Here is an 18,256-nt window from a genome sequence, read left to right on the forward strand (position 1 = left end):
CCAGGGCCCCACCTTCCGTGAACTCGTCGTCCAGGCGCTGTCCTCCGTCGAGCGCGGCTACGATCTGCTGTCCCCGAAGTTCGACCACACCGCGTACCGGACGTCGGCCTCGGTGCTGGACTCCGTGACCGGCGCCCTGCGCCCGCTCGGGCCGTTCGACAGCGGCCTCGACGTGTGCTGCGGGACTGGCGCGGGCATGGGCGTGCTGCGCCAGGTGTGCCGGGAGCGGATCACCGGCGTCGACTTCAGCGCGGGCATGCTGGCCGTGGGCCGGGATTGTACGCGGACGGTGCCGGACGCCCCGCGCACGGACTGGGTACGCGCCGACGCGCGCGCCCTCCCGTTCGGGCCGGTCTTCGACCTGGCGGTGAGTTTCGGGGCGTTCGGCCACTTCCTGCCGCGCGAGCGGCCCGGGCTCTTCGCCCAGGTCCACTCCGTGCTCCGCCCGGGCGGCCGGTTCGCCTTCCCGATCGTGGCACCGGCCCGCCCGGGGTCCCGGCCCTACTGGTCGCTCCTGGCGTTCGACACCGCGATGCGGGTGCGGAACGCGGTGTGGCGGCCGCGGTTTGTGATGTACTACCGGACCTTCCGGCTCGGGGATGTGCGGCAGGAGCTGATCGGGGCCGGGTTCGAGGTCGAGCTGCGTCCGCTGGAGGACCTCGGCCGCCGGGCGGACGGCAGCCCGCGCTGCCGGCTGGTGGTGGCCACCCGGCCGGTGTGAGCGGGCCGCACGCCACGGAGCCGTTGCCCGGCATGACGTTCAGGCCGTGCGGGAGCCGTTGCCCGGCGCGACGATCAGGCCGAGCAGGACCGCCGGCCGCCGGTCGCGTCGTTCATGGCCGCCGCGCTCACCGCTCAGGCCCGTTCCGGTACTCCCCGAGGGCCACACACGACGGCAACCGAAGCGGCCGTGGCGGCGACCTGAGGCTGACAACCTGTCAGCTACTCAAGGGAGTTCACAGTGCGCTCATTCCTCGCGCGCCTGGCCACCGTGCTGGCCGCCTTGGCCGCGCTGGTCGCCGCGCCCGGTGTCGCGACGGCCGCCCCGTCGCGGGTCGCCGACGACTGGAACCCGCCCGCGAACCTCGTACAGCCGCTGGGCGAGGTGTGGAACCACGTCGAGTCGACCTATCCGGACCTCTACGGCTTCCGCAACTACGGCTGGGACCAGGTCATGGCCAACAGGGGAAGCGTCAACTACTGCGTCCGCTGGGAGTCCGACGCCCCGGTCAGCGCCGCGCTGCGCGACCAGATCCACGCCGCGCTGAAGAAGCAGTTCGCCAAGTGGATGGCGGCCATGGTGGAGAACGGCAAGGGGCACAACGCCTGGCCGTACACCAACGTCCCGGTCAACATCGTCGGCTGGGCGGTGAAGAACCGCTCGACACTCCAGTGGACCGACAACTCGGTCGACATCTACGCCGGGAACCTCGACGGCGGTGGCGCCCCGCAGTGTTCCCCCGACTGCGGCCGCTTCTTCCACCAGGACGGCAACTACTCGCGCTGCCCCGGCGGTGCGGCCCGCCACTACGACCAGTCGCTGTGGCTGACCAAGGGCTTCCAGGGCGGGGCCGGCGGGGACTGGGGCCAGCGCGTGGGACAGGAGTACTTCACCGGTGCGCTGAACCAGGAGAACATCCACATCTACCTGCATGAAGTCGGCCACACCTTCGGCCTCGACGACTTCTACGACTGGACCCCGACCGGCCAGTGCTGCTTCCTGATGAATGCGGGAAGCGCCACGCAGATCACGGAGTTCGACAAGTGGATGCTCCGTGACTTCTGGCGCCACCTGAAGAACCGCTACGGCCTCTGAGCGCTTCCCCTGCCCTGGCGGGCAGGGGAGGTCGGCCCGCTCAGAAATCGCATTCGCCGCGCCAGGTGAGACTGGTGATGGTGGCGTGGTCACCGATGATCAACTTGTAGTCGCCGGGGCCGGGGTTGAAGTGGAGGCACCTGTCGTACAACCGACCGTTGGAGACCCAGGTGGCCTGGATGTGATCGTGGCCCGGCTGACGGGTGCCGTTGTTGAAGATGGTGCTGCCGACGATGCTGGTCTGGTGGGAGCCCCGCCAGTCGCCGGCGGTCTTGATCACGGCCGGACCGTCGGTGGTCGTGTTGCTGTCGAACACGCAGACGTTCCCTGAGGGGCAGTTGGGCGGACTGGGCTCGGCCGACGCGGTGGGCGCACTGGCGAGTACGGCGACGAGAGCCGCGGACATGGCTGCCGTGGCGGCGATGCGGTGGTGCATGGTGTTCCTCCCGGCTTCCGTGGGGCGCCCTTCCGGGCGCCCCTTCCGGCAGACAGGGCACCACAATCCGCGGGGACTGGTCCCGAAGCGCCCGTCAACGGCCATCTACGAGGAAATCGGACCCACCCGGAACCAGTCGAACTCCGCCGCACCGCCCGTGCCGCCGGTCGCCACGCCGCCCGTGCTGCCGGTCGCCACGCCACCCGTGCCGTCGGTCGCCGGACCGGTGGCGAAGAGCCCCAGCGTCGCCCCGATCCACTTCCCCGCCGTCGCCGGGAACGGCGCCCCGAGCGGGGTGAATCCCCGCCCGTCCACATCGGCCGCGAACTGGCACACCGCCCCCGGCCGCACACTCACGCGCAGCCGTACGCCCGAACGCCCCCTCCCCAACGGCACCGGCGTGACGGCGTCCACCTCGGCGGCGTCCTGGGCCGCGGTGCGGCATACGAGGACGATCCGGTCACCGTCGTGGCGCAGGCCCACCCAGGCGTAGGTCTCACCCAGGACCACCAGCCCGGCCCGGGACCCCGCCGTCGCGGTGGACAGTTTCATCGAAGTCGTCGCGGTGAACGACTCGGCGGGCAGCCGCTGGCCCAGCACATTGGGCAGCAGCCGGAGGTCATGGGCGACCGGACTCGGCCGGCAGACCAGCGCGAGCCGGCTCGGGAAGCGGCGCAGCGACCACCACGCCGGATCGGCGTTCGCCTGCCACATCCACTGTTTCCCCAGCGTCGCCCCGGTGAAGTCGTCGCCGGTGGCCGGCGCGGTCACCTCCGTCCGCCCGTTGACCCGCGGTTTGGTGTGCACCAGCACCGGCGCGCCCCGGCCGCCGCCGCCGTCGGTGCCCATCACCGGCCAGCCATCCGTACGCCACCGCATCGGCTGGAGGTGCACCACCCGTCCGTAGGGCCCGCGGTCCTGGAAGTGCAGGAACCAGTCCTCGCCGCTCTCGGTGGCCACCCATGCGCCCTGGTGCGGCCCATTGACGGGGGTGTCGCCCTGGGCGAGGACGATGCGGTCCTCGTACGGGCCCCAGATGGAGCGGGAGCGGAACGCCGACTGCCAGCCGTTGGTGACGCCTCCGGCCGGAGCGAAGATCCAGTACCAGCCGTCCCGCTTGTAGAGCTTCGGGCCCTCGAGTGTGGTGTAGCCGGGGAGGTCATCGCCGTTGATCACGATCCGGCCCTCGTCGAGCAGAGCGGTTCCGTCCGGGCTCATGCGGTGCAGGGTGAGCCGGTTGTTGATGCCGCTGCGGCTCTTCGCCCACGCGTGGACCAGATACGCCTGCCCGTCGTCGTCCCACAGCGGACACGGATCGATCAGCCCCTTGCCCGGTTTGACCGGGTGCGGTGTGCTCCAGGGCCCTCGTGGGTCGGTGGCGGTCACCATGAAGATCCCGAAGTCGGGATCGGGGTAGAAGATCCAGAACTTGCCGTCGTGGTGGCGCAGGGCCGGGGCCCACACCCCCTCGCCGTGCCTGGGCTCGCTGAAGTGGTCCTCGGGCAGCAACTCGGTCAGGGCATGTCCGATGACGGTCCAGTTGACCAGGTCGACCGACCGCAGCACGGGCAGTCCGGGAACGCGGTTGAAGGTGGAGGCCACCAGATAGAAGTACGGGCCCACCCGGATCGCGTCGGGGTCGGACCAGTCGGCGTTGAGCACCGGGTTCTGATAGCGCCCGTCGCCCAGATCGGCCACCCACGGCAGGTCCGCCCGGGCCGACTCCGGCTCGCCGCGGGTCACCGTGCCATCTGCCCCAAGTGGCCCGTCGGGCCGTGGTGTTGCCGAAGCCGGGGTGGCGCCGCCGATGGCGCCGAGCACCGTCGATCCGGCGACGGCGCCGAGGCCGGTCCGTAACACCTGCCTGCGACCGTGTTCGCTCACTGTTCCCTCCGGGGCGACTCATGGGTGTGGTGCGTCCGTCGGTAAGCGCTTGCCGCCGGAGTCTGTCAGCGCGTCGTGGTGCGGGCAAGACGGGGTCGGAATCCGCCACAGGACGATTCGCCCGCCCCGGCAACCTCCTGGTGCGCGGTGGCGACAGTCGCACGGCAGGAGTCGTCGAGCAGTGGGAGTGAGGGGCCATGGAAGCCGAACGTCGAGGGGTGGGGCGCGGCAGGCGCCGTGTGCTCGGGGTGGCCGTCGGAGCTCTGGCCTTGGCCGGTGCGGTCGCCCTGCCGGGGCAGGGAGCGTTCGCCGAGGGCGGGCGGGGACCGGCCGCCGCGTCCTGGAAGGCCGATGTCGCCGACGGTTTCGCGTCGGTCAACGCGCTGGGGCAGAACGGTACGTACGGGGGCCGGGACGGCCGTACGGTCACCGTGCGCACGCTGGCCGATCTCGAGAAGTACGCGACCGCGCCCGAGCCGTACGTCATCGTCGTGGCCGCGGCGATCACCATGGACCCCAAGGGCAAGGAGATCAAGGTCGCCTCGGACAAGACGATCGTGGGCTCGGGCACGTCGGGCCAGATCGTGGGCGGTGGCTTCTTCCTGGGCCAGGGCGTGCACAACGTCATCCTCAGGAATCTGACGATCCGTGACTCCTACGAGGGCACGTGGAACGACAAGGAGCACGACTGGGACGCCATCCAGTTGGACGGCGCCCACCATGTGTGGATCGATCACAACGATCTGCGGCATATGGCCGACGGGCTGATCGACAGCCGTAAGGACACCACCTATCTCACGGTGTCCTGGAACCGGCTGCAGCAGAACAACAAGAGCTTCGGGATCGGCTGGACGGAGAACACCACGGCCGACATCACGATCCACCACAACTGGTTCCGCGAGAGCGAGCAGCGCAACCCGTCCGCCGACAACATCGCCCACGCACATCTGTACAACAACTACCTACAGGACGACCCCGGCACGGACATCAACTCCTCCTACGGCAACTACGCCCGGGGGAACACCAGGATGGTGCTGGAGAACAGCTACTTCCAGGGCTTCAAGAACCCCGTCATCAAGGACGGCACCGCCACCCTGGTCCAGCGCGGCAACGTCTTCGTCAACACCTCCGGCCGCAACGAGAGCGGCGGCACCGCGTTCGACCCGAAGGCGTACTACTCCTACTCCCTCGACCCCGCCGACCGGGTGCCGTCCATCGTGAGCTCCGGCTCGGGCCCCACCACGGCCATCGGCGCCACCGGCTGACGCGGCGCCGTCCTCACGGGGTGTCGGAGCCGTCGTAGCCGGGGAGGGCCAGTGCCGAATGCGCGTCCCGGCCGGCGCTGTTGAGCACGGCGGACGGCTCGCGCAGCGCCTTGTTGCGCCGGGCCAGGTCCTCGGCGGTGCGAGGGGAGACACTGGCGCTTCCTTCGCCGGCGAGGGCCTGGTTCATCTCCACGAACGATCGCAGGGTGCGCTCGTACCCGGCGAAGGCGTCGTCGTGGTGGGCGTGTGCGGCCAGTTCACCCGCGAGGACATACGCGCCGACCAGCGCCAGACTCGAGCCCTGGCCGGAGAAGAACGACGGCGCGTAGGCGGCGTCGCCGACCAGCGCGACCCGGCCCGTGGACCACCGTGGCATATGGATCTGGCTGACCACGTCGAAGAAGAGGTCGTCGCTGTCGCGCATGGCGGCGACCATGCGCGGGACCTCCCATCCGTATCCGGAGAACACCCCGGCCACGAGGTCGCGCTGGGCGGCGGGGTCGCGGAAGGCGTCGAAGGGCGGTTCGGGGCGCAGGAAGCTGAGGAAGGCGTGCACCCGGTCGTCGTCGCGGGGTGCGTAGAGGACGGCGGTCCGGCCCGGGACGTTCCAGGTGCGCCCCTCGTGCGCGAGCCCCAGGTGATTGGGCATGGTGAATCCGGCGAAGCAGTGGTCGAGGTAGCGGTGGTAGCCCTCCTCGGGGCCGAAGGCCAGGCTCCTGGTGTGCGAGTGGATGCCATCGGCGCCGATGACCAGGTCGAAGGTGCGCCGGGCGCCGCCGCGGAAGGTCACGTCCACCCCGCCGTCGTGGTCGTGGAGGGTGGCGATGGAGTCGTTGAAGAGGATCTCGACGTCGTCGCGGATCGCGCCGTAGAGGATCTCGGCCAGCTCTCCGCGCGGGATTTCGAGGTCATGGCCTTCCTGGCCGCCGGAGATGGCCTCGGGCCGGATGGCGGCTATCGGATCGCCCCGCTCGTCGAGGAAGGAGATCCGGCGGATGCCGACGTGGGCGTCCCGGAGCCGGGGGAGCACCCCCATCCGCCGGACGACCTCGACCGCGGTGCCGCGGATGTCGATGGGGTAGCCGCCACCGCGCAGTGCGGCGGCCTTCTCGACGAGGGTGACCGCGAAGCCGTACCGGCGGAGCCAGTAGGCCAGCGCGGGACCGGCGATGCTGGCGCCGGAGACCAGGACCGTACGCCGCGGCGTGATGTTCATGGCGCCCATGGGCGCTCCTCTCCGGCCCTCCTGAGGGGAGGGCCCAGTCGTATACCTAACTCAGGTATCCTTTTTCATGGCGTGAAAAACCCCGGAGGCGCGGGGTCGATGAGAAGACTATATACCTAACTTAGGTAGATGTGGAGGCCGAGCATGACCGCCGAGGGACCGGAGGCCGGGCAGTACGGCGACGGTGAACACGACCTGCTGGCCATGCTGCCCCGTCTGACGCAGCTCAGCGGCGCCGTGAACCGGGGCCGGGTGACCGAGCGCGCCATGGAGGCCGCCGGTATGTCCGTGGACCGCCCCGCGATGTCGGTGCTGGTCGTCCTGCATATGGCGGGCACCCCACTGCGCGTGGGGGAGATCGCCGCGCGGATGCAGGTCGTCGGGCCCCATGTCACCCGGCAGATCAACGAGTTGGCGCGGCGGGGGCTGGTCCGCCGGGTCACCGATCCGGACGATCAGCGCGCCCGGCTCATCGAGCCGACCGCCGAGGGAGCCGCCGCGACCGACCGCTATATGCGGACCGTCCTCGGATGGTTCAGCGACGCCCTCGCCGGCTGGAGCCCCCATGACCGCGAGGTCTTCGGCCGCCTGCTCGTGCGCTTCGTCGACGACCTCACCGCCCATCTGGACTCCTTCGGCGACGATCGGGCCGTATGAGCGGACACCGATCGACCGTACGGGGCGGGGAGCGGTGGTGGTCGCCCGTTCGCCCGCTCGCCCGCTCGCTCAGCGAGGTGCCCCGCCCGCCTCGACGAGCCCGGCCAGCTTGTCCAGGGCCATGCGCTGCCCCAGCTCGTTGTCGGCGGCCGGTACGGCGTCGGGGATCCCCTCGTGCAGGAGGTGGACGTCCGTGCCGCCGCCCTCCGCGTCGGTGAGCGTGGTCGTCATCGTCATCGTGGAGCGCAGGGCGGAGTCCGCGGTCTCGAACTCGAGCACCTCGACCACCTGCTCATCCGGCACCAGCCGGGCGAAGCGGCCGTGGTAGGTGTCCGTGTGGCCGCCCGACTTGCCGGTGCTCGCCGGGTCGTCGTAGACGAGGGAGATACGGAAGGTGCCCCCTTCGCGGGGGTCGAACTCATGCACCCGGCTGGTCATGCCCTCGGGCACCCGCCAGGCCGCTACGGCGCTCGCGTCGAGAAGCGCCCGGTAGACGGCGGGGCGCGGAGCGTTCACCCGCCGGGAGAGTCGCATGGTGTACATGCGCTCAACCTAGCGGCCCGGTGGCGGGTATGTGATCCGATGGCACCGGAGCCACCGCCCCGGATGTGCGGGCGGCGGCGGAGGTCTAGCGTCCGGAAAGACCTCCGCCGCCAGGACACCCCATCCACGGAGCGTTGTCGAGGGGTGCCGTTCTGGGGGAGTGGGGTCAGCGTTTGACCTCGTGGGTCAGCGTTTGACCTTGCGGGTCAGCGCTTGACCTTGCGGGTCGCCCGCAGCCACTCCTTGTTCATCGCGGTGATGGAGAACAGCGGGATGCCCTTGGGGCAGGCCGTGGCGCACTCACCGGTGAGGGTGCAGCCGCCGAAGCCCTCGGCGTCCATCTGGGCCACCATGTCCAGCACCCGGGTCTCCCGCTCCGGAGAGCCCTGGGGCAGCACATTGAGATGGTTGACCTTGGCCGAGGTGAACAGCATCGCCGCGCCGTTGGGGCAGGCCGCCACGCAGGCGCCGCAGCCGATGCACTCGGCGTGCTCGAACGCGTAGTCCGCGTCCGCCTTGGGCACCGGAGCGGCGTGCGCCTCCGGCGCGGCCCCGGTCGGTGCGGTGATGTAGCCACCGGCCTGGATCACCCGGTCGAACGCGGAGCGGTCCACCACCAGGTCCTTGATGACCGGGAAGGCGGAGGCGCGCCACGGTTCGATGTCGATGGTGTCGCCGTCCTGGAAGGACCGCATATGGAGCTGGCAGGTGGTGGTGCGCTCCGGACCGTGGGCGTCACCGTTGATCACCAGGCTGCACGCACCGCAGATGCCCTCACGGCAGTCGTGGTCGAAGGCCACCGGCTCCTCGCCCTTGACGATGAGCTCCTCGTTGAGGACGTCGAGCATCTCCAGGAAGGACATGTCCTGGGAGACGCCGTCGAGCTCGTAGGTGGCCATGGCACCGGGGGTGTCGGGGTTCTGCTGGCGCCAGACGCGCAGGGTGAGCTTCATGCGTAGCTCCGCTGAGTGGGGTGGACGTAGTCGAAGGTCAGCTGCTCCTTGTGGAGCACGGGGGCGGCGCCGGTGTCGGTGAACTCCCAGGCCGCGGCGTAGGAGAACTCCTCGTCCACGCGGGCGGCCTCACCGTCGGGGGTCTGGGACTCCTCGCGGAAGTGGCCACCGCAGGACTCGGCCCGGTGCAGGGCGTCCAGGCACATCAGCTCGGCCAGCTCCAGATAGTCCACGATCCGGTTGGCCTTCTCCAGCGACTGGTTGAACTCCTCGCCGGTGCCCGGCACCTTCAGCCGCCGCCAGAACTCCTCGCGGATCTGCGGGATGCGGTCCAGCGCCTTGCGCAGCCCCTCGTCGGTGCGGGCCATGCCGCAGAACTCCCAGACCAGCTCGCCGATCTCGCGGTGGAAGGAGTCGGGGGTGCGGTCGCCGTCCACGGCCAGCAGCCTGGCCAGCCGGTCCTCGGTCTCCCGCACCGCCTCGACGGCCGCCGGGTGCGAGGCGCCGACCTCGTCCTTGTGCGGGTTGCGGGCCAGATAGTCGTTGATGGTCGACGGCAGGACGAAGTAGCCGTCGGCCAGGCCCTGCATCAGCGCGGAGGCACCGAGCCGGTTGGCACCGTGGTCGGAGAAGTTGGCCTCGCCGATCGCGAACAGCCCCGGCACGGTGGTCTGCAGGTCGTAGTCGACCCACAGCCCACCCATCGTGTAATGGATCGCGGGGTAGATGCGCATCGGGACCTCGTACGGGTTCTCCGCCGTGATCCGCTCGTACATGTCGAAGAGGTTGCCGTACTTCTCCTCGACCGCCTTGCGCCCCATCCGGGCGATGGCGTCGGCGAAGTCCAGATACACGCCCTGGCCACCGGGGCCGACCCCACGGCCCTCGTCGCAGACGTTCTTCGCGGCGCGGGAGGCGATGTCACGCGGCACCAGATTGCCGAACGACGGATAGATCCGCTCCAGGTAGTAGTCGCGCTCGTCCTCGGGGATCTCGGCGGGCGGACGGGTGTCGCCCTTCGCCTTGGGCACCCAGATCCGGCCGTCGTTGCGCAGCGACTCGCTCATCAGGGTCAGCTTGGACTGGTGGTCCCCGGAGCGCGGGATGCAGGTCGGGTGGATCTGGGTGAAGCAGGGGTTGGCGAAGTACGCGCCGCGCCGGTGCGCCCGCCAGATGGCGGTCGCGTTGGAGTTCATGGCGTTCGTCGACAGATAGAAGACGTTGCCGTAGCCGCCGCTGGCCAGCACCACCGCGTCGGCGAAGTACGTGGAGATCCGGCCGGTCACCAGATCGCGGGCGACGATGCCACGCGCCCGCCCGTCGACCACGATCAGATCCAGCATCTCGGTGCGGGCGTGCATCTCCACATTGCCCGCCGCGATCTGGCGGGACAGCGCCTGGTAGGCGCCGAGCAGCAGCTGCTGGCCCGTCTGGCCGCGGGCGTAGAAGGTGCGGGAGACCTGCACACCGCCGAAGGAGCGGGTGTCCAGCAGGCCGCCGTACTCCCGGGCGAAGGGCACGCCCTGGGCCACGCACTGGTCGATGATCTCCACCGAGATCTGCGCCAGGCGGTGGACATTGGACTCGCGGGCGCGGAAGTCGCCGCCCTTGACGGTGTCGTAGAACAGCCGGTGGATCGAGTCGCCGTCGTTGCGGTAGTTCTTCGCCGCGTTGATCCCGCCCTGGGCGGCGATGGAGTGGGCCCGGCGCGGTGAGTCCTGGTAGCAGAACTGGACCACGTGGTAGCCCTGCTCGGCCAGGGTGGCGCCGGCGGCGCCACCGGCCAGCCCGGTGCCCACCACGATGATGGTGTGCTTGCGGCGGTTGGCGGGGTTGACCAGCTTGGCCTCGAAGCGGCGGGTGTCCCAGCGCTCCTTGACCGGCCCGGAGGGGGCCCGCTCGTCCTGGACCGGCTCGCCGACGGTGTACTCGGTGTATTCGCTGTACTCGTTGTGCTCGCTGTACGCGGTCATGGTCAGCTCACCACTCCGGTCATGACACCGACGGGTATGGAGATGAACCCGGCGGTGAGAACGATGGCCAGGGCGTTGGCGATGGCCTTGAGGGCGCGGTCACGGGTGTGGTTGCCCGCGCCGAGGGTCTGCGCGGCGCTCCAGAAGCCGTGCCGGACGTGCATGCCCATGGCCAGCATCGCCACGATGTAGATCACGTTCCCGTACCAGGTGGAGAAGGTGTCCACCACGTTCTGGTACGGATGGCCCTCCTGGAATCCGCCGGAGTGGGTGGTGCCGGTGGTGAGGTCCAGGATGTGCCAGACGATGAACAGGCCCAGGATCACCCCGCCCCAGCGCATGGTCCGGGTGGCATAGCTCATGCGTGGCTTGGTGTGGACGTACTTCTGCGGGCGGGCCTTGATATCGCGCCGGCTCAGCTGGTAGGCGGACACCGCATGCAGGATCACCGCGGCCAGGAGGACGATCCGGGCGATCCACAGACCCCACTCATGGTGCAGAACGGGGGCTCCCATGACACGCAGCCAGTGTCCGTAGGCGTTGAACTCCCCGGGGCCGAAGAAGATCTTCATGTTCCCGAGCAGGTGGGCGCAGAGGTAGCCGATCATGATCAGACCGGTCACGCCCATGACGATCTTCTTGCCGAGGGTCGATTGCCAGAAATTGAGCGCCATGGACGGCCGCCGCTCCGCCCGCGTCGGACGCTGCTCCGGCCGCGTTGTCAATGCCATGAACACGACGGTAGAACCCGGCGGGTCAAAAGCACCAAGATATGATTCTGATCATCTCGATAGGTGATGCCTATCGAAGGCCGCTCAGATCCGGCCACGCTTGACGTTGGCGTCCGCGCGGGGAGGGAAAACCGGTCACGCGGACAGGGAAATTCGGTCACACGCGCAGGGAAATCCGGTCATGCGGGCAGGGGAAACCGGTCAGCGGAAGCCCTCGCGGGTGATGGCGAGCGCCCGGCGGAGAAGGTCCACGACGTCGCGCTCGCGGCGCTCGAGAGCCGTCTGCCCGACGACGCGGAAGGCGGCGAGGAGGGTCGCGGCGAGGATCTGGGCCCGCAGGGGCGTGTCCGGCCCGACGGGGAGGCGCTCCTCGACGGCCACGGCGAGATCGCGTTCGGCGGCGGCGTAGGTGGTGACCAGTTCGGGCAGCAGCGCCGGATGCAGGCGCAGGGTCCGGTAGCGCTCCTCCTGCTCCGGGTCGTCCGCGAACTCGGAGCAGTGCTGCTCGGCGGCGCCGATGACCGCCGCCACCAGGGATTCCCGCGCCGGGCGGGCGCGGATGAGCTCGACCAGCCGGACCGTGCGCGCCCTGTCGTGGTGCAGCAGCGCCTGCTCCTTGCTGGCGAAGTAGTTGGAGAAGGTGCGCCGGGAGACGGTGGCGGCATCGGCGATGGCCTCCACCGTGAGGCTCTCGACGCCGTGCTCGGCGGCGAGGAGCACGGCGGCGTCGTGCAGTGACTGGCGGGTCGCCGCCTTCTTGCGCTCACGCAGGCCGGTAGTCATCGCCGATGAGCATACGGGAGAAGGCCGATTCTTTCCCGCTGGGCAATCTTGCGCAGTAGGAAGGTTTTCTGTGAGGCTGAGCCCGCGCCGCCGATCAGCCGCCGGCCGGTCAGCCGCGGCCGGTCAGTCGCCGACCGATCAGCCACCGGTCAACGCCACCACGGATGGGATCCGAGCTCCGGTCGGCATCCGAGCCCCGCACACCTTCCGACGCCAGAGGCCCGAGGACCCCCTATGCCCACCCCCCACCGCCCGCCCACCGCCACCACCTCCATGGACACCGAGGAGCTGGGATTCGACCCGGACGCCCTGCGGACGAAGTACCGGACCGAGCGCGACCGCCGGATCCGCCCCGACGGCAACAAGCAATACCGGCGCATGGCCGGGGAGTTCGGCTCGTACGCCCAGGACCCTTATGCGGAGCCGGGGTTCACCCGGGAGCCGCTGCACGACCGGGTCGAGGTGCTGATCATCGGGGGCGGATTCGGCGGTCTGCTCGCCGGTGCGCGCCTGCGGCAGGCGGGTGTGCGGGACATCCGCGTGATCGAGCAGGGCGGGGACTTCGGCGGGACCTGGTACTGGAACCGCTATCCGGGTGTCCAGTGCGACATCGAGTCCTACGTCTATATGCCCCTGCTCGAGGAGGTCGGCTACGTACCACGGTGGCGCTACGCACCCGGTGAGGAGATCAGACAGCACGCGCGGGCGATCGGACGCCACTTCGGCCTCTACCGCGATGTCCGATTCCAGACCCAGGTGACCGAACTCCACTGGGATGACACCGAGTCGGAGTGGACCGTGCACACCGACCGGGACGACCGCATCCGGGCGCGCTATGTGGTCATCTCCAGCGGAACACTCAGCCGGGCCAAACTCCCCGGCATCCCCGGGATCGAGACCTTCCAGGGGCATACGTTCCACACGAGCCGCTGGGACTACGACTACACCGGCGGCGACGCGAGCGGCGGTCTGCGCAAACTGGCCGACAAGCGCGTGGCCCTCATCGGCACCGGCGCGACCGCCATCCAGGCCGTGCCGCATCTGGGGCGGGACGCCGAGCAGCTGTATGTGTTCCAGCGCACGCCGTCCTCGGTCGATGTGCGCGGCAACCGCCCCACCGACGAGGGCTGGGCCGCGTCGCTCACGCCCGGCTGGCAGCGGCGCCGCAGGGACAACTTCCTCGCCGTCGTCACCGGTGGCCAGGCGGGCGAGGACCTGGTGGACGACGGCTGGACGAGCACCGCGCGGCTGCAGCAGAAGCTCATCCCGACCGACAGCTACGCGGACCTCCCGCCCCAGGAGCGCGAACGCCTCTACGAGCTCGCCGACTTCCAGAAGATGAATGGAATCCGCGACCGAGTGGACTCCATCGTCGAGAACACGGCGACGGCCGAGGCGCTCAAGCCGTGGTACCGCTATATGTGCAAGCGCCCCACGTTCAGCGACACCTATCTGGACACCTTCAACCGGCCCAATGTCACGCTGGTGGACACGGCCGACCACGGGGGAGTCGAGCGCATCACCGAGCAGGCCGTCGTGGTCGGCGGGACCGAGTACGAGGTCGACTGCGTCATCTTCGCCACCGGCTTCGAGGTCGGCGTCTCCGGGGTCACCTCCGGACTCCTCCCGGTGCACGGCAGGGGCGGTGTCGCCCTGACCGAAGCCTGGAGCGGCGGCCCGAAGACACTGCACGGCTTCTACAGCCACGGCTTCCCCAACCTCTTCCAGCTCGGCCCGCTGCAGAACGCCAGCTCCGTCAACTATGTGCACATCCTCGATGAGCAGGCCATTCATGTCGCCGAGGTGCTCGCGGAGGCGCGCAAGCGCGGGGCCCGCTATGTCGAGCCGACCGCCGAGGCCGAGACGTCGTGGCGCGCCACGATCCGTGAGAAGGCGGCGGACCTGTACGCCTTCCATGCCGAGTGCACCCCCGGCTACTACAACAACGAGGGCAAGCCGAGGGAGCGCAGCGAGTCCTTCGGCGACGGGCCGATCGCCTTCCACGAACTGCTCAGGCACTGGCGCGCGGAGGGCGGCATGGACGACGTCCTGGTCGTCTGACACCGATGTGTACCACTTGTGCGGAAGGAGAAGCGATGCAGCCCAGCCGGTTCGACGACACCGGCCGTCTGAAGGCCACGAGCGACCGTCTGGAGGTGCGACGGCTCACCCGGGCGAACCGGCTGTGGGGTTCCAACGGCGTCACCTTCGGCCCCGACGGGCGGCTGTACGTGGCACAGTTCCTCGCCGGGCAGATCAGCGCCGTGGACCCGGTCTCGGGTGACATCGAGGTGGTGGTGCCGCTCGACGGTCCGGTGGAGGCCCCGGACGATCTGGCCTTCGGGGCGGACGGCTCGATGTACATCGCCGATCTGACCCCCGGCCGGGTGTGGCGGCGCGGCTCCGAGGGCGAGTACACGCTCGTCTCCGACCAGGTGTCGGTGCCCAACGGCATCACCTGCGTCGGCGACCGCCTCTTCGTCAACGAGATGAAGATGAACGGCCGTCTGATGGAACTGTTCCCGGACGGCGGCGACCCGGCGGTGCTGACCGACGGCCTGGCCCTGGGCAACGCGATGCAACTCGGCCCGGACGGCTGTCTGTACTACCCGCAGATGATGCGCAACCAGGTCTGGCGGATTCCGCCCGACGGAGGGATCCCAGAGCTGGTGGCCGAGGAGGTGGACGACCCCGTCGCGGTGCGGTTCGACCGGGGTGGCGTCCTCGTCGTCCTGTCCCGTGGCAGGGCCGGGCTGGTGACCCGCATCGATCTGAACACCGGGGCCCGGTCGGTCGTCGCCAGCGGCATCGTGGGCCTGGACAACGCCGCGTTCGACCACGAGAACCGCATGTTCGTGTCCAGCTTCGCCAGTGGCGGGATCGCGGAGGTGCACACCGACGGCCGGACCCGGGTGGTGGTTCCGCAGGGGTTCGACGGGCCCTTCGGCATCACGGTCGACCTCGGTGGCACGGTGTACGCGGCCGACCACTTCAGTCTGGCGAGTCCCGATGCCACCGGCCATGACGGGCAGGAGCCCGGTGTCGTCACCCATGAGCTGATGTACGCCGTGCACGACGTCACCGCCGACGACGGCCTGCTGCACCTCACCTCACAACTCGGCGATGTACGCACCCACGACCCCGTGAACCGGACCACGCGGGTGCGCGCGACCGGGCTGGACCAGCCCACCGGAATCGCCGTCGCACCGGACGGCGCCCTCGTGGTCGCCGAGACCGGTGCCGGCCGCATCCTGCGCGTCGATGACACCGACGCGGTCGGCGTGCTCGCCGAGGGACTCGGCCACCCCCTGGACGTCGCCTTCGACGGCCATGGGCGCTGCTACGTGAGCGACGACCGGCGCGGCGCGGTGCTCAGGCTGGAGGACGGCGAGGCGGTGGTCGTCGCGGACGGGCTCGGCGAACCGCAGGGGCTGGCCGTGCGCGGCGACGAGTTGTTCACGGTGGAGGTCGCGCACCGGCGGCTGCGGGCGATCTCGCTCGCCACGGGCGAGAGCAGGATTGACGCCGAGGATCTGGCGGTCGGCCTGCCGCCCGGGATCACCCGCACCGAACCCGAGCCGATTCCCGGAGTCCCCGGCCGCCCGCGCCAGTTCGCGGGGCTCGCCGTCGCACCGGACGGGGCCCTTCTCGTATCGGCCAACGGGGAGGGGAGTGTGCTGCGTCTGGACGCGCGTGCCGAGTGAGCCGCCACGGCTCCAGGATCCCATTCCGGATGATTTTCCCTCCTTCGCGTGAGAGCGTCGGCCGCGCCCGCCGCCGGGCGCCCGCCGCTCCGGCGCCTCAGGACAGGTCGATCCACACCTTTCCCGGCGCGGTGTACGCCGCGGTGAACGCCTCCTGGACGTCGTCAAGGGGGTAACCGTCGCTGACCACCGCACCGAGCCGGGGTGGGGTCTGGGACTCCAGGGCGCTGACGGTCTGTGCGAAGTCCACCGGATGGTCGTAGATCATGCTGCCGATGAGAGTGATCTGGCCCGCCACCAGATCCCGGGGCGAGACCCCGAGCGGGGCGGTGTTCATCCCGATCAGCACGGCGGTGCCGTGTTTGGCGAGCCGTCGCAGCCCCTGCTCGACCACGCCGGGGGCTCCGGAGGTCTCGAAGAGACAGGGGAGCCCGTCCACGTCCGCCGGCAGGGGCGTCGCGCCCAGGGAACACGCGCGGTCGAGCCGGGCCTTGTTGGGCTCCTGGACGAACACCGTTACCCCGTGGCCGACCAGCGCCTGGCACAACAGCAGCCCTTGGGAACCGGCCCCGGTCACCAGGCAGCTCTGTCCGGGTGCGATCTCCGAGCGCCGCATCGCCGCCCGTGCCACCGTCGCGGGTTCCACACAGACCAGGTCTTCGAGCGGCAGATGTGAGGCGACCGGCCACACGAACGCGGCCGGGGCGACCACGTAGTCACTCAGCAGACCGGGGACGGTCAGTCCCACGGCGGCCCGGCCCGCACAGGCCGACGTCCGTCCGGCGCGGCAGGGTTCGCACATCAGACAGCAGTAGTCCGGTTCGATGACCACGTCCTGGCCGATGCGGAGACCGCTGACCTCGCGGCCCAGTTCGACGATTCGCCCCGCCCCCTCGTGGCCCAGGACCCAGGGCAGGCCCGGTGGCCGCCGACGCCCCGCGTGCACCGCGAGATCGGAGCCACACAGCCCCGTGCCCCGCATACGGATCAGCACATCCCCCGGCCCACAGGACGGCTCGGGCACGGACACCACGGACAGGGCGCCGGGCTCCGTCAGCACGGCGGCCCTCAAGGGACCGCCCGCTTTCCGATGGGACGCGCCGTCGGCATCATGCCAAGAGCGTGCCACACATGATCCGCTCGGCGGTAGACCACGCCATCCGCCCCGCGCCACCAGCCCGCCACCGGCCCACCTGACCGAGTCCCCGGCCACCGCACACCTCGTACGCGTACGCTGTGGGCGCAATCGCCCTATCCGAGTAAGGAGTTGGAACGGCCATGTCGGACAGCACCCTGGCCCTCGATATCGATCAGGCCCTGTACGCACTCTCACCCGAGGGGCGGAAACTTCTCTTCACCGAGGCCAAGACGGCCTATGACTTCAGCGACAAGCCGGTGGGCGACGACCGTCTGCGGGCCATCTACGAACTGTTCAAATGGGCCCCGACGTCGGCGAATATCAATCCGTTGCGCATTCTGTACGTACGCACCGAGGAAGGAAAGCAGCGGCTGCTGCCCGGCGTGGCGCAGCCCAATCAGGAGCAGACCGCCTCGGCCCCGGTCACCGCGGTGCTGGCCGCGGACACCCGTTACCCGGAGTATGTGCCGTTCCTCGCTCCGTCCAACCCGCAGTTACAGCAGATGCTGGAGGCCAACCAGGAACTGCGCGAGACCCACATGGACTTCAATGCGGTACTCCAGGCGGGCTACTTCGTGCTGGCCGTCCGCGCGGCGGGGCTGGCGGCCGGGCCGATGAAGGGATTCAACGCCGAGGCGGTGGACAAGGAGTTCTTCCCGGATGGCCGGTGGCGGTCGCTCCTGCTGGTCAACATCGGCTACCCGAGCTCCGAAGCCTTCCGGGACCGGCTTCCCCGCCCCTCGTACGAGCAGGCGGTACAGCTGGTCTGATCTCGGCTCTCGGCGGAGTGATGCGAGGCGTCCACCTCCATGGGATCAGGCCACTTCAGCCGCGGTGACCTGATCCCCGTCGCGCCGGGCCTCGCCGGGGCCTTTGCCGGGCCCTGGCCGGGCCCTCGCGCCGGGCGGCGAGCCCCTCACGCCTGTCCGTCTCGCCCGGCGGCGGCACGTTGAGCCCCGTACGCGGGACCCACCGAGCACCGTCGACTTTCGGCCCAATCGCCGACCCCCACCCCCTCGTCCACACCGCCCGTACGGTGCCTTCCCACGGCGACGAGGGCCACGTAGCATCGGCCGAAAAGCACGGCGTGATCGTTTCGTGATATACAACTCATTCGCTTGACAGTGCGGTGCGCCGGGACCTACGCA

15 protein-coding genes and 1 pseudogene are annotated in these 18,256 nt (G+C 69.9%); 7 read left to right on the forward strand and 9 right to left on the reverse strand.

All coding sequences use genetic code 11. The annotated features are described in order from the left end of the window. Positions 1–721: class I SAM-dependent methyltransferase (locus JK364_RS52420; protein WP_201858560.1), on the forward strand; the 721-nt coding region annotated here is incomplete at its 5' end. Between the two features lie 240 nt (positions 722–961). After that, positions 962–1,816, forward strand: coding sequence for a hypothetical protein (locus tag JK364_RS52425; protein WP_201858561.1), 855 nt, complete (start codon positions 962–964; stop codon positions 1,814–1,816). Between the two features lie 40 nt (positions 1,817–1,856). Here JK364_RS52425 and JK364_RS52430 read toward each other — a convergent pair whose 3' ends face one another. Together JK364_RS52430 and JK364_RS52435 are read right to left on the reverse strand one after the other, a co-directional pair. Continuing rightward, positions 1,857–2,252, reverse strand: a complete 396-nt coding sequence (locus JK364_RS52430) for a hypothetical protein (protein ID WP_201858562.1) — start codon at positions 2,250–2,252, stop codon at positions 1,857–1,859. Between the two features lie 105 nt (positions 2,253–2,357). Next, entirely contained in the window at positions 2,358–3,941 is a 1,584-nt protein-coding gene (locus tag JK364_RS52435) for a glycoside hydrolase family 43 protein (protein ID WP_201858575.1), read from the reverse strand. A gap of 392 nt (positions 3,942–4,333) precedes the next feature. On the opposite strand from JK364_RS52435, the pseudogene JK364_RS52440 reads away from it, so the two are divergent. After that, positions 4,334–5,395 (forward strand): annotated as a pseudogene (locus tag JK364_RS52440) (pectate lyase family protein); the annotation flags it as partial. 19 nt (positions 5,396–5,414) lie between these two features. On the opposite strand, the gene JK364_RS52445 reads toward JK364_RS52440, so the two are convergent. Next, positions 5,415–6,617, reverse strand: a complete 1,203-nt coding sequence (locus JK364_RS52445) for an FAD-dependent monooxygenase (protein WP_201858576.1) — start codon at positions 6,615–6,617, stop codon at positions 5,415–5,417. A gap of 153 nt (positions 6,618–6,770) precedes the next feature. On the opposite strand from JK364_RS52445, the gene JK364_RS52450 reads away from it, so the two are divergent. Next, positions 6,771–7,283 (forward strand): MarR family winged helix-turn-helix transcriptional regulator, encoded by a 513-nt coding sequence (locus tag JK364_RS52450; RefSeq protein WP_230993885.1) that lies wholly within the window; start codon positions 6,771–6,773, stop codon positions 7,281–7,283. A gap of 69 nt (positions 7,284–7,352) precedes the next feature. Here the strand turns inward: JK364_RS52450 and JK364_RS52455 are convergent, their stop codons facing one another. The 5 genes from JK364_RS52455 to JK364_RS52475 all read right to left on the reverse strand — a co-directional run bounded on the left by JK364_RS52455 (position 7,353) and on the right by JK364_RS52475 (position 12,266). After that, entirely contained in the window at positions 7,353–7,826 is a 474-nt protein-coding gene (locus tag JK364_RS52455) for an SRPBCC domain-containing protein (protein WP_201858564.1), read from the reverse strand. Between the two features lie 206 nt (positions 7,827–8,032). After that, complete coding sequence (locus tag JK364_RS52460) at positions 8,033–8,779, reverse strand: succinate dehydrogenase/fumarate reductase iron-sulfur subunit (protein ID WP_201858565.1); 747 nt, start codon at positions 8,777–8,779, stop codon at positions 8,033–8,035. Further along, complete coding sequence (locus tag JK364_RS52465; protein ID WP_201858566.1) at positions 8,776–10,752, reverse strand: fumarate reductase/succinate dehydrogenase flavoprotein subunit; 1,977 nt, start codon at positions 10,750–10,752, stop codon at positions 8,776–8,778. Before JK364_RS52465 ends, JK364_RS52460 begins: the two co-directional genes overlap by 4 nt. 2 nt (positions 10,753–10,754) lie before the next feature. After that, a complete protein-coding gene (locus JK364_RS52470) occupies positions 10,755–11,483 on the reverse strand; it encodes a succinate dehydrogenase (protein WP_223863572.1) in 729 nt (242 codons plus the stop codon). Between the two features lie 201 nt (positions 11,484–11,684). Then, complete coding sequence (locus tag JK364_RS52475; protein WP_201858567.1) at positions 11,685–12,266, reverse strand: TetR/AcrR family transcriptional regulator; 582 nt, start codon at positions 12,264–12,266, stop codon at positions 11,685–11,687. A 234-nt stretch (positions 12,267–12,500) separates the two neighbouring features. Between JK364_RS52475 and JK364_RS52480 the strand changes: the two genes are divergently transcribed. Both JK364_RS52480 and JK364_RS52485 read left to right on the forward strand, forming a co-directional pair. Continuing rightward, a complete protein-coding gene (locus JK364_RS52480; RefSeq protein ID WP_201858568.1) occupies positions 12,501–14,327 on the forward strand; it encodes a flavin-containing monooxygenase in 1,827 nt (608 codons plus the stop codon). Between the two features lie 35 nt (positions 14,328–14,362). Next, entirely contained in the window at positions 14,363–15,970 is a 1,608-nt protein-coding gene (locus tag JK364_RS52485; RefSeq protein ID WP_201858569.1) for a hypothetical protein, read from the forward strand. A gap of 97 nt (positions 15,971–16,067) precedes the next feature. Here JK364_RS52485 and JK364_RS52490 read toward each other — a convergent pair whose 3' ends face one another. Then, complete coding sequence (locus JK364_RS52490) at positions 16,068–17,030, reverse strand: zinc-dependent alcohol dehydrogenase (protein WP_201858570.1); 963 nt, start codon at positions 17,028–17,030, stop codon at positions 16,068–16,070. A 218-nt stretch (positions 17,031–17,248) separates the two neighbouring features. Here JK364_RS52490 and JK364_RS52495 point away from each other — a divergent pair, with 218 nt between their 5' ends. Beyond that, the gene (locus JK364_RS52495) at positions 17,249–17,878 is read left to right on the forward strand and encodes a malonic semialdehyde reductase (protein ID WP_201858571.1); all 630 of its coding nucleotides are present in this window, start codon (positions 17,249–17,251) and stop codon (positions 17,876–17,878) included. The last annotated feature ends 378 nt before the right edge of the window (positions 17,879–18,256 follow it).

The organism is Streptomyces endocoffeicus (genome assembly GCF_016741935.1).
GTDB lineage: Bacteria > Actinomycetota > Actinomycetes > Streptomycetales > Streptomycetaceae > Streptomyces > Streptomyces endocoffeicus.